The organism is Marinobacter alexandrii (assembly GCF_005871205.1).
GTDB classification, from domain to species: domain Bacteria; phylum Pseudomonadota; class Gammaproteobacteria; order Pseudomonadales; family Oleiphilaceae; genus Marinobacter; species Marinobacter alexandrii.
The window spans coordinates 585,438-610,070 of record NZ_SWKM01000011.1 but is presented as its reverse complement, the minus strand read 5'-3'; the positions used below and the strand labels follow the sequence as shown (position 1 = coordinate 610,070).

Below are 24,633 nucleotides of genomic sequence, written 5' to 3'. Positions count from 1 at the left end.
CAATCCAAAGGAAAGGCGGGTTTTTCGAGACCTTCTAGCTTTTAGCTATCAGGCTGAGAAGTCAGTCGGCTGCTCGCCTTCCTGAACTTCCTTCATGGACAGCTTAACGCGACCACGGTTATCGACATCCAGAACCTTAACCAGAACTTCCTGACCTTCGCTCAGCTCGTCAGTTACGTTCTCGATACGGCGCTCGGAGATCTGGGAAATGTGCACCAGACCATCCTTGCCAGGCAAGATGTTAACGAAGGCACCGAAATCAACGATGCGCTCAACACGACCCTTGTAGATCGCGCCAACTTCGATTTCCGCAGTGATCTCCTTGACCCGGTTAACCGCCGCCTGGGCAGCTTCCTGGTTGTCGGCGTAGATCTTCACGTTGCCGTCGTCGTCCAGATCGATAGACGCACCGGTTTCGTCACAGATAGAACGGATGGTAGCACCGCCCTTACCGATAACATCACGGATCTTGTCCGGGTTGATCTTGACGGTGGTGATGCTCGGTGCACGTGCGGACAGCTCCGAACGGGACTCGGCGATTACCTTGTTCATCTCACCCAGGATGTGCAGACGCGCTTCCTGTGCCTGCTCCAGAGCCAGCTCCATGATCTCGTCGGTGATACCGTTGATCTTGATGTCCATCTGCAGGGCAGTAACACCATCTTTGGTACCAGCAACCTTGAAGTCCATGTCGCCCAAGTGGTCTTCGTCACCCAGGATGTCAGTCAGGACTGCAAACTTGTCGCCTTCCTTGACCAGACCCATCGCGATACCAGCAACCGGCGCCTTCAGCGGAACACCCGCATCCATCAGGGCCAGACTGGAACCACAGACCGACGCCATAGAGCTCGAGCCGTTGGATTCAGTGATCTCGGAAACCGCACGGATGGTGTACGGGAACTCTTCGATGGTCGGCATAACCGCGGAGATACCGCGCTTCGCCAGACGACCGTGACCAATCTCACGACGGCCCGGGCTGCCCATACGACCAGCTTCACCAACCGAGTACGGAGGGAAGTTGTAGTGGAACAGGAACGGGTCCTTACGCTCACCGTGCAGGGCATCGATGATCTGCATGTCACGAGCCGTGCCCAGAGTAGTCGTTACGATGGCCTGGGTTTCACCACGGGTGAACAGTGCCGAACCGTGGGTGCTGGGCAGCACGCCTACTTCGATTTCGATCGGACGAACGGTCTTGTTGTCACGGCCATCGATACGCGGCTTGCCATCAATTACCTGCTGACGCACAACCGACTTCTCGATCTTGCCGAAGTACTTCTTGACCTCATCACCGGAAGGCTGGCCTTCCTCTTCACCGGCAAACTTCTCAACGGCAGCGCTCTTGATCTCGCCCAGACGAGCGTAACGCTCCATCTTGTCACGGATGCTGTAGGCCTCTTCGATGGCGCCAGCGAATTCGCCCTTGATGGCGTTCAGCAGCTCAGTGTTCTCAACTTCCGGAGTCCACTCCCAACGCGGCTTGCCAATCTCGGCAGCAAATTCCTTGATCGCGCTGACAGCAACCTGCATTTCCTGGTGGGCGAACAGAACACCACCCAGCATCTGGTCTTCGGTCAGGCCTTTGGCTTCAGACTCAACCATCAGAACTGCGTCTTCAGTACCGGCAACAACCATGTCGAGCAGCGAGGTTTCGAGCTCTTCATAGGTCGGGTTCAGGAAGTAACCACGCTCATTGGTGAACGCAACACGGGATGCACCGATCGGGCCGTCGAACGGAATACCGGAAATTGACAGGGCTGCAGAAGCAGCCAGCATCGCGGCAATATCCGGATCCTGAGTCTTGTTGGCAGACATAACGGTCAGCACAACCTGGACTTCATTCATGTAGCCGTTCGGGAACAGCGGACGAATCGGACGGTCGATCAGGCGGGAAGTCAGAGTTTCCTTCTCGGAAGGACGACCTTCACGCTTGAAGAAACCACCCGGGATCTTGCCAACAGCGTAGGTCTTTTCAGTGTAGTTAACGGTCAGCGGGAAAAAACCCTGACCCGGCTTCGGTTCCTTGGCGCCTACCACGGTACCCAGTACGGATACGTCATCGATAGTTACCAGAACTGAACCGGTGGCCTGACGGGCAATACGACCGGTTTCGAGAGTGACGGTCTTGCCGCCCAGCTCAAACGTTTTCTTTACAGGTTTCAGATCCACAAAAAACTCCTGATCACTCTATTTCAGCTAGATTCAACCAACACGCCCATGCGTGCGGTCGTTGGTCTGCAGGTGTCAGTCACATGGTCCGAAAGGCAACCCGCCTGAAAGCTAACAGGCTGTTGCAAAACCCCGGAGAGCAATGGGTGTTCAAGTAGACCCACCCGGGCTTTTCAACAACCTGCTATCGATTTCGGCTTTCCATTACGACAGGGTATCCGTCGAACTCACTGACACAGTCACTGCAGTCTTACTTGGTGAGAAAAGCACAACCGGCAGAACCTCGTAAGATTCTACCGGCTGCCGGCGTGCTCTGGCCGAAGCCGGAGCAGCCTTCAGGTCGAAAAGACCGGATTAGCGACGCAGACCAAGGCGCTGGATCAGCTCCAGGTAACGGTCAGCGTTCTTGCGCTTCAGGTAGTCCAGCAGCTTACGACGCTGGTTTACCATCCGGATCAGACCACGGCGGGAATGGTGATCCTGCTTGTTGGTCTTGAAGTGATCCTGCAGCTTGTTGATGTTGGCGCTCAGCAGTGCAACCTGAACTTCAGGAGAACCGGTATCGCCTTCACCTTGCTGAAAATCCTTAACGATCTGTGACTTCTCACTGGCAGAAAGTGCCATTTTACACCTCTTTGTTTGCGATGCTCTCGAATACGGCCGAACCGCGCATCTCTACAGCCCGGCTAATCAGCGCCACGCTTAGCGTTGGTCGCTGGTCTTCACCAAACGGCGCGGGACCAGATTGATCCCCTCACCTTCCGGTGTTGCTTCTGCCAATCCTACGAAGCCTTCGTTGCCATAAACGCGCACGAATCCTTCGAGGGATTGACCGGTTATTCTAACCGGTTGTCCATTCAATATCGACACCAGCGACGGCCCCGACAACTTAACCTCGGGGAACATCGACAGCGCCGCATCCGGCGCTACCAGCAGGCCGTCCAGACTTTCGTCACGCTCGCGCATGGCCTCCATTTCCGGGACACTCTGGGCATCCGCCAGGGTAAATCCGGAAGCCATGGTGCGACGCAATGCTGACACATGGGCACCACAGCCAAGCGCCTCACCGATGTCTTCAACGAGTGAGCGAATGTACGTACCCTTGGTGCAACTAACGGCGATATCGAGCTCGTCGTCACGCACGTCCAGCAAGGTCAGCTCATAGATGGTGACCGGCCGGGCCGGACGCTCCACCTCGATACCTTCGCGAGCGTATTCGTACAAGGGACGCCCCTTGTGCTTGAGGGCGGAATACATGGAGGGAACTTGCTGGATGTCGCCCCGGAAATCGTCAAACACCGATTCCAGGTACGTTGCTGACAGCTCTGACGGTACTGGCTTTTCTTCAACCACGGCACCTTCACTGTCTCCGGTTTCGGTCCGGATGCCCAGCTTGGCAGTGGCGATGTAAGCCTTGTCGCTGTCCAGCATCATCTGGGAGAACTTGGTGGCCTCACCAAAGCACAACGGCAACACGCCCGTGGCCAAGGGATCCAGTGCGCCGGTATGGCCGGCCTTGGCCGCACCATACAGGCGTTTCACCTGCTGCAGGATGCCATTGGAGGTGACACCCAGGGGCTTATCAATCACCAGAATTCCGTTTACGTCACGACCTTTGCGTCTGCGGCTCAAACGTTTTGCTCCGGCTCTTCCTGACTGTCGTCGTCATCACGACTGACCGCCGGCTTATCGCCCACGGCCTCCTTGATGAGACTGTCCATTTTGCGGCTGTAACCCTGGAGGGTATCGAAGTGGAAGCGAAGCTGGGGGATCACCCGCAGCTTCATGGCGCGCCCGACCTGACCGCGCAAGAACCCAGAGGCCTTGCTCAGCACCGCGAGCGAGTCCTTCACCTCGGGGGAGTCCTGATCGAGCTCCTCCGTGGACAGCAAAGACACGTAAACGTCGGCGTAACCAAGGTCACGGCTCACCTTGACAGCATTGACCGTGACCAGGCCGATCCGCGGGTCTTTGACCTCCCGCTGGATCAGCTGCGCCAGTTCACGCTGCATCTGATCGCCGATGCGATCAATACGACTGAACTCTCTAGGCATTAGGCCCCCGTGGATTCGAGCTTGCGCTCAACCCGTACACGGTCGAACACTTCGATCTGGTCACCGACCTTCACGTCGTAGCCTTTAACACCGATACCACATTCCATGCCGTTACGAACCTCAGGCACGTCGTCCTTGAAGCGACGCAGGGATTCCAGCTCGCCTTCAAAGATCACAACGTTGTCCCGCAGGACGCGGATGGGCTTGTTCCGGTACACGTTGCCTTCGGTAACCATGCAACCAGCCACCTGACCAAACTTCGGCGAACGGAACACGTCGCGTACATCGGCAATACCAACGATGTCTTCGCGGAATTCCGGTGCCAGCATGCCGGTCAGGGCCGCTTTCACGTCATCGATCAAGTTGTAGATGATGCTGTAGTAGCGCAGGTCCAGACCTTCCTGCTCGACCAGACGCTTGGACGCGGTATCCGCACGAACGTTGAAGCCGAAGATGACCGCGTTGGTCGCCATGGCCAGGCTGATGTCGGTTTCAGCAATACCGCCGACGCCAGAGGACACAATCTTGACCTGCACTTCGTCATTACCCAGGTCCTGAAGCGCCTTGGTGATGGCTTCCAGGGAACCGCGAACATCGGTCTTGAGCACAACGTTGAGGGTTTTGACCTCGTCCTTGCCCATGTTCTCAAACAGGTTCTCAAGCTTGGCAGCCTGCTGACGCTGAAGACGCTGCTCACGCTCACGTGACTGACGGAATTCGGCCAATTCTTTGGCCTTCTTCTCGTCGGCTACGGCAAAGAACTCATCGCCGGCATCAGGCGTACCGTTCAGGCCCAGGATCTCGACCGGAATCGACGGACCGGCTTCTTTCGCCTGCTTGCCCGCTTCGTCAGTCATGGCCCGGACCTTACCAAAGTAAGAACCGGCAACAACCATGTCGCCCTGACGCAGGGTACCGTTCTGAACCAGAACCGTCGCCACAGAACCACGTCCGCGCTCAAGGCTGGATTCAACCACTACACCCTTCGCCGGCGCATCGGTAGAAGCTTCCAGCTCGAGGATCTCGGACTGCAGCAGGACCGCTTCCAGCAGCGCTTCAATCCCTTCACCCGTGTGGGCGGACACAGGAACGAACTGAACGTCGCCGCCCCAGTCTTCCGGAACCACTTCCAGGGCTGCCAGCTCGCTCTTGATCCGGTCCGGATCGGCGCCTTCCTTGTCCATCTTGTTGATGGCAACTACCAGAGGAACACCGGCGGAACGGGCGTGCTGAACCGCTTCCTTAGTCTGCGGCATAACGCCGTCGTCAGACGCAACCACCAGGATAACGATGTCGGTGCACTGGGCACCGCGAGCGCGCATCGCGGTAAACGCGGCGTGGCCCGGGGTATCCAGGAAGGACACCATGCCGTGATCGGTCTCAACGTGGTAAGCACCAATGTGCTGGGTAATACCACCGGACTCGCCGGAAGCAACCTTGGTGCGACGGATGTAGTCCAGCAGTGACGTCTTACCGTGGTCAACGTGACCCATCACGCTCACCACAGGTGCACGCTTGGTTTTCTCGCCGCCCTCAAGGGAGAATTCGCTCAGAACTTCTTCTTCGAAGGCGTCGTCGCTGACGGTCTTGGCCTTGTGGCCCAGCTCTTCAGTTACCAGCACTGCAGTTTCCTGATCCAGTGCCTGGTTGATGGTGGCCATTACGCCCATACCCATCAGTGTCTTGATCACATCGGCAGACTTAACTGCCATGCGCTGGGCAAGGTCACCCACGGAAATCGTTTCGGGAATCTCTACTTCTCTGACCATTGGTTTGGTCGGCCTCTCGAAGCCATGACGCTTCTCTTTGGGTTTCTTTTTCGCACGCAGCGGCTTACGCAGGGTGGTATCTTCTTCGTCCTCGGAAATCACCAGAGGCTCATCCACCGGGCGGCTGCGTGGACCACGATGGCCCGCCGATTTCTTCTTCGGCTTGCCTTCTTCAACTTCATCACCGCGCTCGCGAGCTTTCTTTTTCTTCGGCTTGCGGTCTTTCCCTTCACCTTCAGGCGGAGGAATAGGAATGTCTTCCGGCGCAGGAACTGGTGCCGGCTCCTCGACCTTCTTGGCCTTGTCTTCGGCAATCGGCTGCTCAGCTGTATCTGTGGCCGGCTCCGCCTTCGGTTCTGCAGGCGCTTCCGCCTCGACCTTCGGTGCTGCTTCAGCCGCTACCTTCGGAGCTTCCTCGACCGCTGGCGCTGCCTGTTTAACTTCTTCCTCAACGCCCTCAGCCTTTGGTACTTCCGCGTCCGACTGAGTTTCTGCACGCTTGATGTAGGTGCGGCGCTTACGAACTTCCACGTTCACCGTCTTGGCTTTACCTGCCTTCAGCGTGGTCGTGGTTTTGCGCTTCAGGGTGATCTTGCGGGGTTCAGAATCCGCTTCACCGTGAGTCTTTCTCAAATAGGCCAGCAACTGCTGCTTCTCATCGCTGGACACAGAATCGTTCTCAGAACGGGCTTTCAGGCCCGCCTCAACGATCTGCTTCAGCAAACGATCCACGGGAGCGCCTACGTCTTCGGCCAGTTGTTTTACCGTTACTTCAGCCATACTGGTCCTCCTCCCGAATTAGGCCTGGTCTTCAAACCAGGGGGCACGTGCAGTCATGATAAGTTGACCGGCACGCTCTTCATCCATTCCTTCAATATCAAGCAGATCCACGACGGACTGCTCAGCGAGATCTTCCATGGTGCGCACACCCATGCCGGCCAACTTAAAGGCCAGGCCACGGTCCATGCCGTCCATTCCCAGAAGATCTTCTGCCGGCTCCGAACCCTCGAGTGCTTCTTCGCTGGCCAACGCCTGGTTCAACAGGACGTCCTTGGCCCGGCGGCGAAGTTCGGTCACCGTGTCTTCATCAAGGCCTTCGATGGCCAGCATTTCTTCCATCGGCACATAGGCCACTTCTTCAAGCGATGTGAAGCCTTCCTCAATGAGGAAGCCTGCGAACTCATCGTCGACATCAAGGTTGCTGGTAAAGTGATCCACCAGACGATTGTACTCTTGTTCCTGACGCTCACCGGCTTCTTCTTCGGTCATGACGTTCAGGGTCCAACTGGTCAGTTCGGTCGCCAGACGGACGTTCTGTCCGTTACGACCGATGGCCTGGGCCAGGTTATCTTCGGCAACCGCAACGTCCATGGTGTGACGGTCTTCATCCATCACGATCGAGGCGACTTCTGCCGGTGCCATGGCATTGATCACCAACTGGGCAGGGTTGTCGTCCCACAGCACGATATCAACGCGCTCACCGCCCAACTCGTTGGATACCGCCTGCACACGCGAGCCGCGCATACCGACACAGGCACCCACCGGATCGATCCGACGATCGTTGGTCTTAACCGCAATCTTGGCGCGTGAACCGGGATCACGGGCGGCGCCACGAATCTCGATCAGCTCCTCGGCGATTTCCGGCACCTCAATGCGGAACAGTTCGATCAGCATCTGCGGAGCGCCCCGGCTCAGGATGAGCTGAGGGCCACGGTGATCGGTGCGAATTTCCAACAGCAGCGAACGAACACGATCACCCATCCGGAACGTTTCCCGGGGGATCAGGTTTTCGCGCGGCAGCAAGGCTTCGGCGTTAGCGCCCAGATCAACGATAACGTTGTCACGGGTGACTTTCTTGACCGTACCGGACACCAGCTCACCGACGCGATCGCGGTAGCTATCAACGATCTTGGTGCGTTCGGCTTCACGTACTTTCTGGAAAATGATCTGCTTGGCCGCCTGGGCGCCAATGCGGCCAAAGGCCACCGATTCGATTTTCTCTTCGTGAATGTCGCCGGGCTGCAGCTCGCTGGAAATCTCTTCCGCTTCCTGGAACGTGAGCTCGGTGCCCAGTGCCGGAACGGCGTCGTTGTCGACGACCAGCCAACGGCGGAAAGTTTCGTATTCTCCGGTGCGACGATCGATAGCCACTCGGATATCGGCTTCCTCGTCCTCATACCGCTTCTTGGCGGCAGTGGCGAGTGCCAGCTCGATCGCCTCAAAAATCACATCCTTCTCGACTCCCTTCTCGTTCGAGACGGACTCAACCACCAGCAAGATCTCTTTACTCATTCGATTACCCTGCCCTCAAATTAAACTGTGCGTCCACTGACGTGCGTTCAGATGTGTTCATTCAAATACCGGGACGATGTGCGCCCGCTCGATGCTATCGAACGGCAGCAGATACTCGTGATCATCAACGATCACAACTACATCGTCGCCCTCTACGCCCTTGATCAAACCGTTGAACTTGCGACGCCCCTCAAAGGCCATGCGCAAACGGATCTGGACCTGCTGGCCAGCAAAGGCTTCGTAATGTTCCAGGCGAAACAGCGGCCGATCCATACCCGGGGAAGACACCTCCAGGGTGTATTCGGACTGGATGGGGTCTTCCACATCCATCACGCCGCTGATCTGCCGACTGACCTTTTCGCAGTCTTCAATCGAGATGCCGTTTTCAACATCTTCGATAAACACCCGCAGCTTCGAATGGTGACCCTGGGACCGATATTCAATACCCCAGTATTCAAACCCCAGGCCTTCGACCACCGGCCGAAGAATGTCTTCCAGTTGCTTAAGCTTGGCTGACAAGTTATGCCGTCTCCGTTTTCAAATTTACCGGCCCCAAAAACAAAAAAAGGGCTGTTAATCAGCCCTTTTTACGCACCAGGGCCTGATGCGCCAGGCCCCTTAATCAAAAAGCCCCTAAAAATGGGGCTCTTTGTTGCAAGAACTCGCAGGAAGCAAACCGGTGAACCGCTTCCTGCTGACAGACACCTGGCCTGCCAGAAACCGGCATGCTCACGCGCACCGGCTCCAATATCCGCCGGAGTATAGAGACGCCAGACGGACTGGTCAAGGACTGACCAAAAAAAACGGCCTGGAAAATCCAAGCCGTTTTTCTTCAATATGGTGCCCGGGGCCGGACTCGAACCGGCACGGCTTTCGCCACTACCCCCTCAAGATAGCGTGTCTACCAGTTCCACCACCCGGGCAACACTCTTACTCGAGCTCGGGGAGATCAGACTCCCCGCTCTCGGTTTCGCTGGACTGCACTGAATCTGCCTCAGCCGCCTGCTCTGCCGGAGACGAATCGCTGGATTCCTGAACCATAGGAATACCTGCCTCACCGGCCACTTCTGCACGCTGCTTGGCGAATACCGCCAGCGAAAAACTCGTTACAAAGAACACGATTGCCAGAATCGTGGTGAGGCGCGTCAGAAAGCTTCCGCTACCCTGACTACCAAACACCGTCTGCGAGGCACCGCCACCAAACGCTGCACCGGCGTCTGCACCCTTGCCCTGCTGGATCAGCACAAGACCCACCAGTGCCACGGCGATAACCACGTGCACTACGACTACCAGTGTTTCCATCCAATCCATATCGACTCTCGCGAACCTTTAACTATTGGTACTCGCCGGCATTGCCTGGCAAATACTCACAAAATCGTCTGCTTTCAGTGACGCCCCGCCGATCAAACCGCCGTCTATATCCGGCTCGGCAAAAAGAGCGGCTGCATTATCCGCTTTTACACTGCCGCCGTAAAGCAGTGAAATGCTTTCGGCCGGTGCGCCGATCTCAGCCAGCACCTGACGAATCGAAGCATGCATGGCCTGGGCATCTTCCGCGGTAGCGGTTTTTCCGGTACCAATCGCCCAGACCGGCTCATACGCCACTACGATTCGGTCCCACTGACCTGCGACCACATTGTCCAGAGCGGCCTTAACCTGTGAAGCCACAACAGCTTCTGCACGGCCAGCTTCGCGCTGCTCCAGAGTCTCGCCAACACATACAACGGCAGTCAGACCACTAGCAACCAGGCTCTCAACCTTGGCGGCAACTTCGTCATCGGTTTCGCCAAACAGCTGCCGACGCTCGGAATGCCCGACCAGTGCGTAAGAACACCCCTGATCCTTGGCCATGCCTGCAGCGATTTCGCCGGTGTAGGCGCCCGAGGACCACTGCCCCACGTTTTGCACACCAACCATCAGGCGATTGCCTGATCGCGCTACAACGTCGCTGACATAAATTGCGGGAGGAATAATAACAACCTCCACACCATTATCAAGCGACTCAGCCTCGGACCGGACAGAGCCAACGAGCTGCTGTACCAGGTCTTTCGACCCGTTCATCTTCCAGTTTCCGGCTACGATCTTGCGACGCATAACAGATCCCAAACGTGAGGGAGGGCGAACTATACAGCAGTCCCTCCCGACAGACAACCGCCTGAAAATACGAAATTAAGCGGAGGAATTCTCCACCACCACGGCAAGCTCATTGGCGATGCGGGCAATGGTCTGTGCATCCTGACCCTCGGTCATGACCCGAATCAGCGGCTCAGTTCCGGATGCCCGCAGCAGCACGCGACCAGCCTCGCCCAGCTCGGACTCGGCCTTGCGCACAGCGCTGACAATATCTTCTCGGCTATGGGGATCGAAGCGCTCGGCTACCCGGACATTCACCATTGTCTGCGGCAGCTTGCTCATGGTGCGACGCAGTTCAGCCAGCGGCTTGCCGGACTTGCCGACCGCCAACAAAACCTGCAGCGCAGAGACAATACCATCACCGGTGCTGGTGCAATCGCGAATCACCATGTGACCAGAGCCCTCACCGCCCAGCACCCAGTCATTCGCAATCAGGCGTTCCATGACATAGCGGTCACCCACTTTTGCGCGCTCGAACTCAATACCCTGCTCCCGCAGCGCAAGCTCAACACCCAGATTGGTCATCAGGGTTCCAACCACACCACCCTTAAGCCGACCCTCGGCAAAACGCTGACAGGCAATAACGTACAACAGCTCATCACCGTCCACCTCAGTACCATCGCGATCCACCATCAACACCCGGTCGCCATCGCCGTCGAAGGCAATACCCAGATCGGCGCCGCGACTGACCACGGCCTGCTTCAACGCACCCAGTTCGGTGGAACCCACATTCAGGTTGATGTTCAGCCCGTCCGGCTCGCCACCGATGACCGAAACATTCGCACCGAGCTCACGGAAGACCTTAGGAGCAACGTGATAGGTAGCGCCATGGGCGCAATCGAGGACGATTTTCATGCCGTCGAGACTGAATTCATTCGGCACCGTGCTCTTGCAGAACTCGACATAGCGGCCGGGCGCATCGTCTACTCGGGATGCTTTACCCAGCTCCCCGGAAGCACAGACTTCCAGCGGCTGATCGAGCCAGCGCTCAATTTCGGTTTCAAGGGCATCATCGAGCTTAGTGCCGGCCGCCGAGAAGAACTTGATGCCGTTGTCGTGGTGCGGATTATGGGAGGCACTGATCACTATACCGGCCGACGCCCGGAAGGTACGGGTCAGGTAGGCAATAGCAGGCGTTGGCATGGGGCCAAGCAGCTTCACGTCGACACCGGCGGCGGCAAGTCCGGCCTCGAGGGCCGATTCGAACATGTAACCCGAAAGCCGAGTGTCCTTTCCGATCAGCACACTGTTGCGCTGACCATCGCGCTTGAACGCCTGACCTGCAGCCCAGCCCAGGCGCAGCATGAATTCGGGCGTGATCGGGGACTCGCCGACCCGGCCACGGATACCATCGGTACCAAAATATTTTCTGTCGGACATTAGCGCGCCTCCTTCATTGCCGTCACTACCTTAACGGCATCCACTGTTTCACGAACATCATGCACCCGGACGATGCTGGCTCCTTTCATGGCGGCTATTGTCGCGGCCGCAAGACTTGCGGGCAACCGTTCATTTACCTCGCGCCCGGTGATCGCCCCCAACATGGACTTGCGCGACATACCGATGAGAAGAGGGTGACCCAGAACATGCAGCTGCTCCATGGCCGCCAGCAGCTGAAGATTGTGCTCCAGGGATTTGCCGAAACCGAAGCCCGGGTCAAGGATAATATTTTCCGGCCGGATGCCGGCCGACTCGGCCACCCGCATGCGCTCCGTGAGAAAGGAGCTCACTTCGCGGCAGACGTTACGGTATTCCGGCCGCTCCTGCATGGTCTCAGGCTCACCCTGGATATGCATGATGCAGGCGGGGATATTCGCCTTGGCAACGGCTTCAGGCGCGCCCGCTCGCTGCAGGCCGCGAACATCGTTAATAAGCCCGGCTCCCAGGCCGGCGGTCTCAGCCATCACCTCGGGGGCGCTGGTATCCACCGAAATCACTACATCCAGCTCTCGAGCAATAGCTTCAACCACCGGACACACGCGGTCCAGTTCTTCCTGAACCGACACCGGCGTTGCGCCCGGGCGAGTGGATTCGCCGCCCACATCAATGAACATGGCCCCGTCTGCCGACATCTGCCTTGCCCGGGCAATGGCGACCTCTGGACGATCGAACTGCCCGCCGTCAGAAAAGGAGTCGGGTGTGACATTAAGAACACCCATCACGTGGCACCGAGCCATATCCAGCCTGCGGCCAGCGAAGTTCATGTCCATAACAAATCCTGCCAGGGGTCTGCAAAAACAAACGCCGCCCGGAAACCGGGCGGCGCATGGGTCTTACTTGAGGTCGTGCGAGCGGCGTCAGTGCTCGCCGGCGGGCCGGCCAACATCAGGCTGGCGAGCATCGTCAGAGCCCTTGGACTCAGACGCCGGCTCCTCAGCCGTCACACCACCAGTGGGGCCACTGTCACCCCATCCCTTGGGCGGGCGAGGCTCTCGACCTTCCATGATGTCGTCGATCTGGAAGCGGTCGATGGTCTCGTACTTCATCAACGCGTCCGCCATCAGGTCCAGCTTGTCGCGATTATCGATCAGCAACTGACGGGCCTTTTCGTAGCACTCGTCGATGATGTTGCGAACTTCTTCGTCGATCCGCTGTGCGGTTTCCGGCGAGTACACAGTCTGCGCCTGCCCGGCGGAACGGCCGAGGAACGGCTCTTCAGTGTCAGTATCGTACTGCAGCGGACCCAGCTTCTCGGACAAACCCCAGCGGGTAACCATGTTGCGAGCCAGGCTGGTCGCCCGCTCAATGTCGTTGGAGGCACCCGTGGTGACGCCGTCGAAGCCAAGGGTCAGCTCTTCCGCAATCCGGCCACCGAACAAGCTGCAAATAGAGCTGATCAGGAAGCGTTTGCTGTGGCTGTACTTGTCTTCCTCGGGCAGGAACATGGTGACACCAAGTGCCCGACCGCGAGGGATGATACTGACCTTGTAGACAGGATCATGCTCCGGCACCAGGCGGCCAACAATGGCGTGGCCTGATTCGTGATACGCAGTATTCCGCTTTTCTTTCTCGCTCATCACCATGGACTTGCGCTCGGCGCCCATCATGATCTTGTCTTTAGCGAGCTCGAACTCTTCCATTGATACCAGGCGCTGGTTACGACGAGCCGCAAACAGTGCAGCCTCGTTCACCAGGTTAGCCAGATCGGCACCGGAGAACCCAGGCGTACCACGGGCAATCAGAGCCGGCTCAACGCCGTCCGCCAAAGGCACTTTCTTCATGTGCACTTTCAGGATCTGCTCACGGCCAATGATGTCCGGCAAACCAACCACAACCTGGCGGTCGAACCGGCCGGGACGCAGCAGCGCCGGGTCCAGAACATCCGGACGGTTGGTCGCTGCGATCACGATAACGCCTTCGTTGCCTTCAAAGCCGTCCATCTCAACCAGCAACTGGTTCAGGGTCTGCTCACGCTCGTCGTGACCACCACCCATGCCAGCGCCACGATGGCGACCAACGGCATCAATCTCATCGATAAAGATAATGCACGGGCTCTGCTTCTTGGCCTGCTCGAACATGTCACGTACCCGGGAGGCACCAACACCCACGAACATTTCCACGAAATCAGAACCGGAAATGGAGAAGAACGGCACCTTCGCCTCACCGGCAATGGCCTTCGCCAGCAGGGTCTTACCGGTACCCGGCTGACCGACCATCAACACGCCTTTCGGAATGCTTCCGCCCAGACGCTGGAACTTGCTGGGATCCCGAAGGAAATCCACCAGCTCTTTTACGTCTTCTTTGGCTTCGTCGACACCGGCTACGTCGGCAAACGTGGTCTTGATCTGATCTTCACTCATCAGACGCGCCTTACTCTTGCCGAACGACATGGGGCCTTTGCCGCCACCGCCACCCTGCATCTGACGCATAAAGAACACGAACAACGCAATGATGATCAGGATCGGGAACGCCGCCACCAGCAACTGTGTCCACAGGCTCTGGCGCTCTGGCTCCTTACCGATAACCTCAACGTTGTTGGCCAGCAGGTCGTCCATCAACTTGTTGTCGGACACCTGGGGCCGGATTGTCTGGAACTGGGAGCCGTCACCACGGGTACCCTGAATTTCCAGGCCATCGATCGTCACCTTGTTGACCTGGCCCTGCTGGACCATCTCAACAAACTGCGAATAATTGACTTGTTGTCCGCTGGGGGTGGGAGAGAAATTCTGAAACACCATCAGCAGTACTGCGGCTATGATTAGCCAGAGAACCAGATTTTTTGCCATATCGTTCAAGGATCATCACCTGTGAATTGAAGGACTGCCCCGTAGACACCATCCTTTTCTGACACCTTACACCAATTGTACGCCGGTCCACCAGAAACGGCCCATCCGTAACGACCACAGACCGGCGCGCCAGAATCCAGTGTTTGTGCCGCCTGGACCCTATAACATTTGGCCATAACCACATAGTGGGCGCAGAATCTGAAATTACAACAGGCTCGCCTTCAAACAACCGGCCAGCCCGGAAAAATGCAGCGTTTTCCCGACTTCTCCGGCGACTCGAGACACAACCCGCGCTCCGTAAGTGTTAACAGCCATTTTTACCCAATAGCGATCTGTTACAATCGCCACATTGTACGAATTTGCCAGCGTCATCACGCTGACCTTTTGTTAATTGCACCGATAAAGAGATTACATCATGAGCCTTTCACCGGAACAGCGCCGGGAATACCGGGCCATTGCCCACAACCTGAAGCCGGTCATCATTGTTGGTGACAAGGGCCTGTCCGAAGGACTTCAGGAAGAACTCGAGCGCGCGCTCAACGACCACGAACTGATCAAGATCAAGATCGCCAACCCGGATCGTGAAGCTCGCCAGGAAGCCGTCAACGCCCTGTGTGAGTCAGCTGGCGCACAACTGGTTCAGTCCATTGGCAAGATTGCGGTTATCCTCCGTCGGGCCAAGAAGCCGAACCCGAAGCTGTCCAACCTGCAGCGCTACAAGAACTGACCGCAGGCGCGATACGGGCATAAAAAAAGCCGGCTGGATCACCCCAGGCCGGCTTTTTTGTGGACCTGCGCCTGATCAGACGTATTCCACTTCTTCGATTTCGTATTCCACGGTGCCCGAGGGCACACGAATTGCCACGACATCGCCTTCACTTTTGCCCACCAGGGCGCGAGCAATCGGGGATGAAATGGAAATCTTGCCGCCTTTGATGTCGGCCTCGTCCTCACCGACGATCTTGTAAACCACCTGCTCATCGCTATCCATGTTCAGCAGATGCACGGTGGTGCCGAAGATCACCTTGCCGGTGTTGTCCATGGTGGTGACGTCAATCACCTGAGCCGCGGACAGCTTGCCTTCGATTTCCTGGATGCGGCCTTCGATGAAGCTCTGCTGCTCGCGAGCGGCATGGTATTCCGCATTTTCTTTTAGATCGCCGTGCTCACGGGCATCAGAGATGGCCGCGATCACCCGCGGGCGATCTTCCGACTTCAGCTTTTGAAGCTCCTCACGGAGGCGGGTCTCGCCCGCCGTAGTCATTGGTACTCTGTCAGCCATAGTCTTACTTTCCTGCGTGAAGATCCTGGAGGCGACGTACAGTGCGCTCCGGGCCGAACTTGATGGCCCGACAGAAGGCTTCGCCGCCCGCCAGTGTGGTTGTATAAGTCACCTTGGTCTGCAATGCGGACTGGCGAATCTGCGCCGAATCCGAAATTGCCTTGCGACCTTCAGTGGTATTGATAATCAACTGAACCTGACCATTCTTGATGGCATCCACAATGTGTGGACGACCTTCGCGGACCTTGTTCACCCGATCGACTTCGATGCCGGCGTCTTTCAGGGCCTTGGCCGTTCCGGTGGTGGCAATCAGCTTGAAACCGGCGTCAGACAGATCGCGCGCGACTTTCACCGCCTCCGGTTTGTCAACGTCCCGAACCGACATAAAGGCCGTTCCCTGCACTGGGAGACGCTCACCTACGGCCAACGCGGCCTTAGCAAAGGCCTCGTCAAAGCTGTCGCCCAGGCCCATGACTTCGCCGGTGGACTTCATTTCCGGCCCGAGGATGGGGTCAACAGCCGGGAACTTGTTGAACGGGAACACGGACTCCTTCACCGCATAATAGGTCGGGATAATCTCCTTGGTGAAGCCCTGATCAGCGAGCGAAACACCGGCCATGGCGCGCGCCGCCACCTTGGCCAGAGACACACCGATGGCCTTGGACACAAACGGAACCGTCCGGGACGCCCTTGGATTGACCTCAATCACATAGACTTCACCGTCCTGCCACGCCAGCTGTACGTTCATCAGGCCCACCACGTCCAGCTCGATGGCCATCTTCTTCACCGCGTCGCGCATTTCGTCCTGAACCTGCTGGGACAGGGTATATGGCGGCAGCGAACAGGCGGAGTCACCGGAGTGCACGCCGGCCTGCTCAATGTGCTGCATGATGCCGCCGATGACCACATCCTTGCCGTCGCAGATGGCGTCGATGTCGACCTCAATGGCGGCGTTCAGGAAGTGGTCCAGCAGCACCGGGCTGTCATTGGACACCAACACAGCGTTGCGCATGTAACGCACCAGTTCTTCTTCGTCGTAGACGATTTCCATGGCGCGACCACCCAGCACGTAGGACGGGCGCACCACCAGCGGGTAACCGATTTCCCGGGCCGCCAGAATGCCTTCTTCGTGACTACGCACGGTGGCGTTTTCCGGCTGCTTCAGGCCCAGGCGGGTAATCATCTGCTGGAACCGCTCACGGTCTTCAGCGCGGTCAATGGCGTCCGGGCTGGTACCGATGATCGGCACACCCGCGGCTTCCAGGCCACGAGCCAGTTTCAGCGGTGTCTGGCCACCGTACTGCACGATCACACCCTTGGGCTTTTCGACGTGGATGATTTCCAGCACGTCTTCCAGGGTGATCGGCTCGAAGTACAACCGGTCGGAGGTGTCGTAATCGGTGGACACGGTCTCCGGGTTGCAGTTGATCATGATGGTTTCATAGCCGTCCTCACGCATGGCCAGGGCCGCGTGCACACAGCAATAGTCGAATTCGATGCCCTGGCCAATCCGATTCGGGCCACCACCGATCACCACGATCTTGTCGCGATCGCTGGCGTCCGCCTCGCACTCCTCCTCATAGGTGGAGTACATGTAGGCAGTGTCGGAGGCAAACTCGGCGGCACAGGTGTCCACCCGCTTGTAGACGGGACGGATATTCAGGTCGTGGCGCAGTTTGCGCAGGCTGACTTCGGAAATACCCAGAAGCTTAGCCAGGCGGGCATCGGAGAAACCCTTGCGCTTCAGACGGAACAAAGTGGCTTGATCAATATCGGCCTTACCCGCCGACTTCAGCGCCTGCTCTTCCCGAACCAGATCTTCGATCTGCACCAGGTACCAGGGGTCAACCTTGGTGTGCTCGAACACGTCGTCCACGGTGTAACCGGCCCGGAAGGCATCGCCGATGTACCAGACACGCTCGGCACCGGGCACGTTGAGTTCACGGATCAGGGTTTCCTTGGAGTTTTCGGTGCTCAGGTCCTCCAGCATCTCATCGAAGCCTTCAGAGCCCACTTCCAGGCCGCGCAGGGCTTTCTGCAGGGATTCCTGGAAGGTGCGACCAATGGCCATCACCTCACCCACGGATTTCATCTGGGTGGTCAGGCGGGCGTCGGCCTGGGGGAACTTCTCGAAGGTAAACCGGGGAATCTTGGTGACCACGTAATCGATGCTGGGTTCGAACGAAGCCGGCGTAACGCCACCGGTAATTTCGTTGCGCAGCTCATCGAGGGTGTAACCCACCGCCAGCTTGGCGGCAACCTTGGCAATCGGGAAGCCGGTGGCCTTGGACGCCAGCGCTGACGAGCGCGACACCCGCGGGTTCATCTCGATCACCACCATGCGGCCGGTGTCCGGGTTGATACCGAACTGAACGTTGGAACCGCCGGTTTCGACACCGATCTCACGCAGAACCGCCAGTGAGGCGTTCCGCATGATCTGGTATTCCTTGTCGGTCAGGGTCTGGGCCGGGGCCACGGTAACGGAGTCACCGGTGTGCACGCCCATGGCATCGAAGTTCTCGATGGCACAGACGATGATGCAGTTGTCCGCCTTGTCGCGGACCACTTCCATCTCGTATTCCTTCCAGCCGATCAGCGATTCATCGATCAGCAGCTCGTTGGTCGGAGACAGATCCAGGCCACGGGTACAGATTTCTTCAAACTCGTCCCGGTTATAGGCAATACCGCCACCGGAACCACCCATGGTGAACGACGGCCGGATGATGCAGGGGAAGCCGATGTCGTCGGCGACCTTCCAGGCCTCGTTCATGGTGTGCGCGATGGTGGCACGGGGGCATTCCAGGCCGATTTTCTTCATGGCCTTGTCGAACCGGTCCCGGTCCTCGGCCTTGTCGATGGTGTCGGCGTTGGCGCCGATCATCTCAACACCGTGCTCCGCCAGCACGCCGTGCTTTTCCAGGTCCAGCGCACAGTTCAGGGCAGTTTGGCCACCCATGGTCGGCAGCAGCGCGTCCGGCTTTTCTTTCTCAATGATCTTGGCGACGGTTTTCCAGGTGATCGGCTCGATGTAAGTGGCGTCAGCCATGACCGGATCGGTCATGATGGTCGCCGGATTCGAGTTCACCAGAATCACCCGGTAGCCCTCTTCCCGCAGGGCCTTACAGGCCTGTGCACCAGAGTAGTCGAACTCGCACGCCTGCCCGATCACAATGGGGCCCGCGCCCAGGATCAGGATGCTTTTGATATCAGTACGTTTTGGCATGTCTCGGTAAACCTGTCAGCAACTTTTAGAATTCTTGCAGCACAAATGGCGGCGCGTGTTTTCCCGGGCCCCAAGGCCCGGAAACCTGCCCTCAGGCAGTCCGGGCTTCCATCAGCCGGATAAACTCGTCAAACAGCGGCGCCACGTCATGGGGACCGGGACTGGCTTCCGGGTGACCCTGGAAACTGAACGCCGCCTTGTCGGTACGCCGAATTCCCTGCAAGGTGCCGTCAAACAGAGATTTGTGAGTTGCCGTCAAGGTAGCCGGCAAGGAACTCTCGTCCACCGCAAAGCCGTGGTTCTGGCTGGTGATCATTACGGTTCCGTCTTCGGTGTTCTGCACCGGATGATTAGCACCGTGGTGGCCATGGCCCATCTTCATGGACTTGGCGCCACTGGCCAGGGCCAGCAACTGGTGCCCCAGGCAGATACCGAATACCGGAATTTCGGTTTCCAGCACTTCCTGAATGGCCTTGATGGCATAGTCGCAGGGCTCGGGGTCGCCGGGGCCGTTGGACAGGAAAACGCCATCGGGATTCATCGCCAACACATCTGCAGCCGGCGTCTGGGCCGGAACCACCGTGATATCGCAACCGCGGGAAGCGAGCATGCGCAGGATGTTGAACTTAACACCGTAATCGTAGGCCACGACTTTGAACCGGGCTTCGCCGCGCTCACCGTAGCCGTTATCGAGCGTCCACTCGCCCTGCGTCCAGTTCCAGATTTTCTCTGAGGTAACTTCCTTGGCCAGGTCCATACCCTTCAGCCCCGGGAAGGCCTTGGCCAGTTCCAGCGCGCGCTCTGCGGTGGCACCGGCGCCGGCAACCACAGCACCATTCTGGGAGCCTTTGTCCCGGAGAATGCGGGTCAGGCGACGGGTATCGATGTCGGCGATGCCGACAATGTTATTGGCTCGGAGGTACTCATCCAGGCTGCCGGTGCTGCGCCAGTTACTGGCCATCAACGGCAGATCGCGAATGATCAGGCCGGCAGCCTGAACCCGGTCAGATTCCACATCCTCTTCATTCACACCGGTGTTGCCGATGTGCGGATAGGTCAGGGTTACGATCTGGCGAGAGTAGGACGGATCGGTCAGGATTTCCTGATAGCCGGTCATGGCGGTGTTGAACACTACCTCGCCGCTGGTTTCTCCATCGGCGCCAATGGCAGTGCCATAGAACAGGCTTCCGTCTGCGAGTGCTAGGATTGCGGGTGTGCTCAAGGCTTGTATCCTCATCGAGTGGCGTATCGGTTCGTCACGAACAGGAACGCAAGCGCAAATTCAGGTCGCAAAAAAGCGAGAGGGAGTCAAAACTCCGTCCCGCTTTTTGTTGTCCGGGAACGACTTAGGCGCTCCGGGCATTTTTAAAACCACGCTTGGTGCAGTTAAACCGCCTTATTGTAAAAAAAATGCGGCTTTCTGTCCATGTATAATCACCGGCCAGTTCAATTGCCAGGCCCTGCTTTTGCGCCTACTTCAGTGAAAGTACGTCCTGCATGTCGTACAGCCCGGCCGGCTTGTCGGCCAGCCACAATGCGGCACGCATGGCGCCTTTGGCAAACGTCATCCGGCTGCTGGCCTTGTGGGTCACCTCTATGCGCTCGCCCTCAGTGGCAAACAGCACCGTATGATCACCCACCACATCGCCGGCGCGAATGGTCTCGAAGCCAATTTCCTTACGGGTGCGCTCACCGGTAAAGCCTTCGCGGCCGTACACAGCGCACTCTTTCAGATCGCGCCCGAGCGCATCGGCAACCACTTCGCCCATGCGCAACGCGGTGCCTGAGGGGGCGTCTTTCTTGTGGCGGTGATGGGCCTCAATGATTTCGACATCGTAGTCGTCACCCAGGGTTGCCGCCGCAGTTTGGAGCAGGTTAAGCACCACGTTAACGCCAACACTCATATTGGGCGCAAACACCACCGGCGCCGACTCAGCGGCCAGGGCCAACTGCTGTTTTTCTGCTTCAGACAAACCGGTGGTACCCACCACCAGCATCTTGCCATTGGCTTTGCAGAACTCGGCATTGGCCAGGGTCAGATCCGGGAAAGTGAAATCGATAAGGACGTCGAAGTCCTCTTTCACGTCTTCCAGGGTACCGACCAACCGGATTCCGGTCTTGCCAATACCCGACAGCTCACCGGCATCGGCACCTACCAGACTGCTGCCCGGCTCGACCACCGCCGCTCCCAGCTCCAAGCCCTCGGTACCGTCTACGGCTTCGATCAACACCTTACCCATGCGCCCGGCGGCGCCGATGATTGCTACCCTCATGATCACACTTCCCTTTAATCCGCCGTCAGAATTTCATCTCGTCGAAGAAGCTTTTCACACCTTCGAACCAGGATGTCTTCTTCGGAGCATGCTGATTGCCATCGCCGCCGTCCAGTGTTTGCTGGAACTCTTCGAGCAGATCCTTCTGACGCTTGGTCAGGTTGACCGGGGTTTCGACCATCACCCGGCACAGCAAATCACCGGACGGACCACCGCGCACCGGGCTCACGCCCTTGTTGCGCAAACGGAACAATTTACCGGTCTGGGTTTCTGCCGGGATCTTCAGCTTGACCCGACCATCCAGGGTCGGCACTTCCAGTTCACCGCCGAGCGCGGCATCGACGATGCTAATGGGAACCTCGCAATAGAGGTTGCGGCCGTCACGGGTAAAGATCGAATGCTCGCGCACGGCAATCTGCACGTACAGGTCGCCCGGAGGACCACCGTCCATACCCATTTCGCCTTCGCCAGACAGCCGGATACGATCACCGGTATCAACGCCTGGGGGTACTTTCACAGACAGCGTCTTTTCTTCCTGAACCCGCCCCTGTCCATGACAGGACTTGCACGGATTTCTGATGACCTGCCCAGAGCCCCGGCACGTCGGACAGGCCTGCTGCACAGTGAAGAAGCCCTGCTGCATGCGCACCTGCCCCATACCCTTACAGGTACCACAGGCTTCCGGCGCTGAGCCTTTTTCCGCACCGCTGCCGTCACAGGTATCGCATTCGCGATGCCCCGGGATCTTGATCTCTACGGTCTTGCCACGAACGGCTTCTTCCAGGTCCAGCTCCAGCGTGTAGCGCAGATCCGCACCACGGGAGGTCCGGCCGCGACCACCGCCGCCACCGAAGATGTCACCAAACACATCCCCGAAGATGTCGGAGAAGCTGGAACCACCGCCACCGCCGCCGAAGCCGCCACCGGCCTGGCCATCAACGCCGGCGTGACCGAACTGGTCGTAGGCGGCGCGTTTCGAATCGTCGGCCAGAATCTCGTAAGCTTCGCTGGCCTCTTTGAACTTGTTCTCGGCGTCGGTGTCGTCCGGGTTACGGTCGGGGTGATACTTCATCGCGAGCTTGCGATAAGCTCGCTTGACTTCCTTCTCGTCCGCATCCCGGGAAATACCGAGAATGTCGTAATAATCGCGCTTGGCCATGCTTTAAAACCCTGTTTTTTAAACGCGGAAAACGCGGGGGACTCCCCCGCGTTTTCCAACTGCCTGATGTACGTCAGATTTACCGCTTGTCGTCGTCTTTGACTTCCTCAAACTCGGCATCAACGGCGTCGTCAGACTGCTGGCCCTGAGCTTCTTCCTGCCCTTCGGCCTGCTCTGCCTGATCCGCGTACATCTTCTGAGCCAGCTCAGAAGAGACTTCGGTCAGCTTCTGGGTCTTGGCTTCGATGTCGTCCTTGTCGGACCCGGTCAGGGCTTCTTCCAGCTCTTTGATGGACGCTTCGATAGACTCTTTCTCGCTGTCGCTGACTTTGTCGCCAGCTTCAGTCAGAGTCTTACGAACCGCGTGCACCATGGCGTCGCCTTGGTTACGGGTCTGCACCAGTTCTTCGAACTTGCGATCTTCCTCGGCGTTGGCCTCGGCGTCCTGCACCATCTTCTCGATCTCATCGTCATTCAGACCAGAAGAGGCCTTGATCACGATGGACTGCTCTTTGCCAGTCGCCTTGTCTTTCGCCGACACGTTCAGGATGCCGTTGGCATCAATGTCGAAGGTAACTTCGATCTGCGGCACACCGCGCGCTGCCGGCGGGATGTCGGCCAGATCGAAACGGCCCAGCGACTTGTTCTGGGCGGCTTGCTTACGCTCACCCTGAACCACGTGGATGGTTACCGCTGTCTGGTTGTCATCCGCAGTGGAGAACGTCTGCGACTTCTTGGTCGGGATCGTGGTGTTCTTGTCGATCAGCGGAGTCGCTACGCCACCCATGGTTTCGATACCCAGGGTCAGCGGAGTTACGTCCAGCAGCAGCACGTCTTTCACGTCGCCAGACAGTACGGCGGCCTGAATGGCAGCACCCATGGCTACGGCTTCGTCCGGGTTAACGTCTTTACGAGCTTCTTTGCCGAAGAACTCTTTAACCTTTTCCTGAACCAGCGGCATACGGGTCTGACCACCGACCAGGATAACCTCGTCGATTTCACCGGCCTTCATGCCCGCATCCTGCAGAGCGACTTTACACGGCTCCAGGCTGCGCTGAACCAGATCTTCTACCAGCGACTCGAGCTTGGCGCGAGTCAGCTTGACGTTCATGTGCTTAGGACCGCTGGCATCGGCAGTCACGTACGGCAGGTTCACGTCGGTCTGCTGACTGCTGGACAGCTCGATCTTGGCCTTCTCACCAGCTTCTTTCAGACGCTGCATCGCCAGAGAATCGCCACGCAGGTCGATACCGCTGTCCTTCTTGAACTGGTCGGCGAGGTATTCGATGATTTTCATATCGAAGTCTTCACCACCCAGGAAGGTGTCACCGTTGGTGGCCAGTACTTCGAACTGGTGCTCGCCATCAACGTCAGCGATTTCAATGATGGACAGGTCGAAGGTACCGCCGCCCAGGTCGTAAACCGCTACGGTGCGATCGCCACTCTTCTTGTCCAGGCCATAGGCCAGGGCTGCCGCGGTCGGCTCGTTGATGATCCGCTTCACTTCCAGACCAGCAATCTTACCGGCATCTTTGGTGGCCTGACGCTGGCTGTCGTTGAAGTAAGCCGGCACCGTGATAACGGCTTCGGTTACTTTCTCGCCCAGATAGTCTTCTGCAGTCTTCTTCATCTTCTTCAGAACTTCTGCAGAAACCTGCGGCGGAGCCATCTTCTCGCCCTTCACCTCAACCCAGGCATCGCCGTTATCGGCCTTGGCGATTTTGTACGGCACCATCTTGATGTCTTTCTGAACCACGTCGTCCTCAAAACGACGACCGATCAGACGCTTGATGGCGTACAGGGTGTTGTGCGGGTTGGTCACCGCCTGACGCTTGGCAGACTGACCTACCAGGGTCTCGCCATCGTCGGTGTAGGCGATGATCGAAGGTGTAGTGCGATCACCCTCGGCATTTTCAATGACCTTTACCTTGTCACCATCCATGATGGCCACGCAGGAGTTTGTGGTTCCCAGATCGATACCAATAATCTTGCTCATTGAATCACTCCAATTCTTCTGAATGCTTTCCCGGGGAAATCACCCCGGCTTTGACCA

At 57.9% G+C, this 24,633-nt stretch carries 19 protein-coding genes and 1 tRNA gene; 1 reads left to right on the top strand and 19 read right to left on the bottom strand.

Annotated features, from left to right (window positions below; genetic code table 11):
• Positions 1 to 48: 48 nt before the first annotated feature.
• The 13 genes from pnp to ftsH all read right to left on the bottom strand — a co-directional run bounded on the left by pnp (position 49) and on the right by ftsH (position 14,652).
• Positions 49 to 2,163, bottom strand: coding sequence for a polyribonucleotide nucleotidyltransferase (gene pnp / locus FCS96_RS03125; RefSeq protein ID WP_228264034.1), 2,115 nt, complete (start codon positions 2,161 to 2,163; stop codon positions 49 to 51).
• 360 nt (positions 2,164 to 2,523) lie between these two features.
• Positions 2,524 to 2,793, bottom strand: a complete 270-nt coding sequence (gene rpsO / locus FCS96_RS03120) for a 30S ribosomal protein S15 (protein ID WP_041339122.1) — start codon at positions 2,791 to 2,793, stop codon at positions 2,524 to 2,526.
• A gap of 78 nt (positions 2,794 to 2,871) precedes the next feature.
• Positions 2,872 to 3,801, bottom strand: coding sequence for a tRNA pseudouridine(55) synthase TruB (gene truB / locus FCS96_RS03115; RefSeq protein ID WP_138438765.1), 930 nt, complete (start codon positions 3,799 to 3,801; stop codon positions 2,872 to 2,874).
• The gene (gene rbfA, locus FCS96_RS03110) at positions 3,798 to 4,223 is read right to left on the bottom strand and encodes a 30S ribosome-binding factor RbfA (RefSeq protein WP_138438764.1); all 426 of its coding nucleotides are present in this window, start codon (positions 4,221 to 4,223) and stop codon (positions 3,798 to 3,800) included. The genes truB and rbfA overlap by 4 nt, the downstream gene beginning before the upstream one ends.
• Complete coding sequence (gene infB, locus FCS96_RS03105) at positions 4,223 to 6,772, bottom strand: translation initiation factor IF-2 (protein WP_138438763.1); 2,550 nt, start codon at positions 6,770 to 6,772, stop codon at positions 4,223 to 4,225. The genes rbfA and infB overlap by 1 nt, the downstream gene beginning before the upstream one ends.
• 18 nt (positions 6,773 to 6,790) lie before the next feature.
• Complete coding sequence (nusA, locus tag FCS96_RS03100; RefSeq protein ID WP_138438762.1) at positions 6,791 to 8,284, bottom strand: transcription termination factor NusA; 1,494 nt, start codon at positions 8,282 to 8,284, stop codon at positions 6,791 to 6,793.
• 57 nt (positions 8,285 to 8,341) lie between these two features.
• Complete coding sequence (rimP, locus tag FCS96_RS03095) at positions 8,342 to 8,803, bottom strand: ribosome maturation factor RimP (RefSeq protein WP_041339111.1); 462 nt, start codon at positions 8,801 to 8,803, stop codon at positions 8,342 to 8,344.
• Between the two features lie 319 nt (positions 8,804 to 9,122).
• Positions 9,123 to 9,207: transfer RNA gene (locus FCS96_RS03090), tRNA-Leu, on the bottom strand.
• Between the two features lie 7 nt (positions 9,208 to 9,214).
• Positions 9,215 to 9,595: a preprotein translocase subunit SecG gene (secG, locus tag FCS96_RS03085; protein ID WP_138438761.1), complete on the bottom strand. Its 381-nt coding sequence runs from the start codon at positions 9,593 to 9,595 to the stop codon at positions 9,215 to 9,217.
• A gap of 18 nt (positions 9,596 to 9,613) precedes the next feature.
• On the bottom strand, positions 9,614 to 10,378 hold the full coding sequence (gene tpiA, locus FCS96_RS03080; RefSeq protein ID WP_138438760.1) for a triose-phosphate isomerase: 765 nt from the start codon (positions 10,376 to 10,378) through the stop codon (positions 9,614 to 9,616).
• A gap of 75 nt (positions 10,379 to 10,453) precedes the next feature.
• Positions 10,454 to 11,797, bottom strand: a complete 1,344-nt coding sequence (gene glmM, locus FCS96_RS03075) for a phosphoglucosamine mutase (protein ID WP_138438759.1) — start codon at positions 11,795 to 11,797, stop codon at positions 10,454 to 10,456.
• Entirely contained in the window at positions 11,797 to 12,627 is an 831-nt protein-coding gene (folP, locus tag FCS96_RS03070) for a dihydropteroate synthase (RefSeq protein ID WP_138438758.1), read from the bottom strand. Before folP ends, glmM begins: the two co-directional genes overlap by 1 nt.
• Positions 12,628 to 12,714: 87 nt before the next feature.
• Positions 12,715 to 14,652: an ATP-dependent zinc metalloprotease FtsH gene (gene ftsH, locus FCS96_RS03065; protein WP_171040654.1), complete on the bottom strand. Its 1,938-nt coding sequence runs from the start codon at positions 14,650 to 14,652 to the stop codon at positions 12,715 to 12,717.
• A 406-nt stretch (positions 14,653 to 15,058) separates the two neighbouring features.
• Between ftsH and yhbY the strand changes: the two genes are divergently transcribed.
• Positions 15,059 to 15,370 (top strand): ribosome assembly RNA-binding protein YhbY, encoded by a 312-nt coding sequence (gene yhbY, locus FCS96_RS03060; protein WP_138438757.1) that lies wholly within the window; start codon positions 15,059 to 15,061, stop codon positions 15,368 to 15,370.
• A 75-nt stretch (positions 15,371 to 15,445) separates the two neighbouring features.
• On the opposite strand, the gene greA is transcribed toward yhbY, so the two are convergent.
• The 6 genes from greA to dnaK form a co-directional block, all read right to left on the bottom strand.
• Entirely contained in the window at positions 15,446 to 15,925 is a 480-nt protein-coding gene (gene greA / locus FCS96_RS03055; RefSeq protein ID WP_138438756.1) for a transcription elongation factor GreA, read from the bottom strand.
• 4 nt (positions 15,926 to 15,929) lie between these two features.
• Positions 15,930 to 19,148, bottom strand: coding sequence for a carbamoyl-phosphate synthase large subunit (carB, locus tag FCS96_RS03050; RefSeq protein WP_138438755.1), 3,219 nt, complete (start codon positions 19,146 to 19,148; stop codon positions 15,930 to 15,932).
• Positions 19,149 to 19,239: 91 nt separating this feature from the next.
• Positions 19,240 to 20,370, bottom strand: coding sequence for a glutamine-hydrolyzing carbamoyl-phosphate synthase small subunit (gene carA, locus FCS96_RS03045; RefSeq protein WP_171040653.1), 1,131 nt, complete (start codon positions 20,368 to 20,370; stop codon positions 19,240 to 19,242).
• A 250-nt stretch (positions 20,371 to 20,620) separates the two neighbouring features.
• Entirely contained in the window at positions 20,621 to 21,421 is an 801-nt protein-coding gene (dapB, locus tag FCS96_RS03040) for a 4-hydroxy-tetrahydrodipicolinate reductase (RefSeq protein WP_138438753.1), read from the bottom strand.
• A gap of 25 nt (positions 21,422 to 21,446) precedes the next feature.
• A complete protein-coding gene (gene dnaJ, locus FCS96_RS03035; protein WP_138438752.1) occupies positions 21,447 to 22,580 on the bottom strand; it encodes a molecular chaperone DnaJ in 1,134 nt (377 codons plus the stop codon).
• A gap of 79 nt (positions 22,581 to 22,659) precedes the next feature.
• Positions 22,660 to 24,576, bottom strand: coding sequence for a molecular chaperone DnaK (gene dnaK / locus FCS96_RS03030; protein WP_138438751.1), 1,917 nt, complete (start codon positions 24,574 to 24,576; stop codon positions 22,660 to 22,662).
• Positions 24,577 to 24,633: the final 57 nt, after the last annotated feature.

Coding starts and splice junctions, on each gene's coding strand:
- rpsO (WP_041339122.1), bottom strand. CDS start 2,793: ATGGCACTTTCTGCCAGTGAGAAGTCACAGATCGTTAAGGATTTTCAG.
- rbfA (WP_138438764.1), bottom strand. CDS start 4,223: ATGCCTAGAGAGTTCAGTCGTATTGATCGCATCGGCGATCAGATGCAG.
- infB (WP_138438763.1), bottom strand. CDS start 6,772: ATGGCTGAAGTAACGGTAAAACAACTGGCCGAAGACGTAGGCGCTCCC.
- nusA (WP_138438762.1), bottom strand. CDS start 8,284: ATGAGTAAAGAGATCTTGCTGGTGGTTGAGTCCGTCTCGAACGAGAAG.
- secG (WP_138438761.1), bottom strand. CDS start 9,595: ATGGATTGGATGGAAACACTGGTAGTCGTAGTGCACGTGGTTATCGCC.
- tpiA (WP_138438760.1), bottom strand. CDS start 10,378: ATGCGTCGCAAGATCGTAGCCGGAAACTGGAAGATGAACGGGTCGAAA.
- glmM (WP_138438759.1), bottom strand. CDS start 11,797: ATGTCCGACAGAAAATATTTTGGTACCGATGGTATCCGTGGCCGGGTC.
- folP (WP_138438758.1), bottom strand. CDS start 12,627: ATGGACATGAACTTCGCTGGCCGCAGGCTGGATATGGCTCGGTGCCAC.
- yhbY (WP_138438757.1), top strand. CDS start 15,059: ATGAGCCTTTCACCGGAACAGCGCCGGGAATACCGGGCCATTGCCCAC.
- greA (WP_138438756.1), bottom strand. CDS start 15,925: ATGGCTGACAGAGTACCAATGACTACGGCGGGCGAGACCCGCCTCCGT.
- carB (WP_138438755.1), bottom strand. CDS start 19,148: ATGCCAAAACGTACTGATATCAAAAGCATCCTGATCCTGGGCGCGGGC.
- dapB (WP_138438753.1), bottom strand. CDS start 21,421: ATGAGGGTAGCAATCATCGGCGCCGCCGGGCGCATGGGTAAGGTGTTG.
- dnaJ (WP_138438752.1), bottom strand. CDS start 22,580: ATGGCCAAGCGCGATTATTACGACATTCTCGGTATTTCCCGGGATGCG.
- dnaK (WP_138438751.1), bottom strand. CDS start 24,576: ATGAGCAAGATTATTGGTATCGATCTGGGAACCACAAACTCCTGCGTG.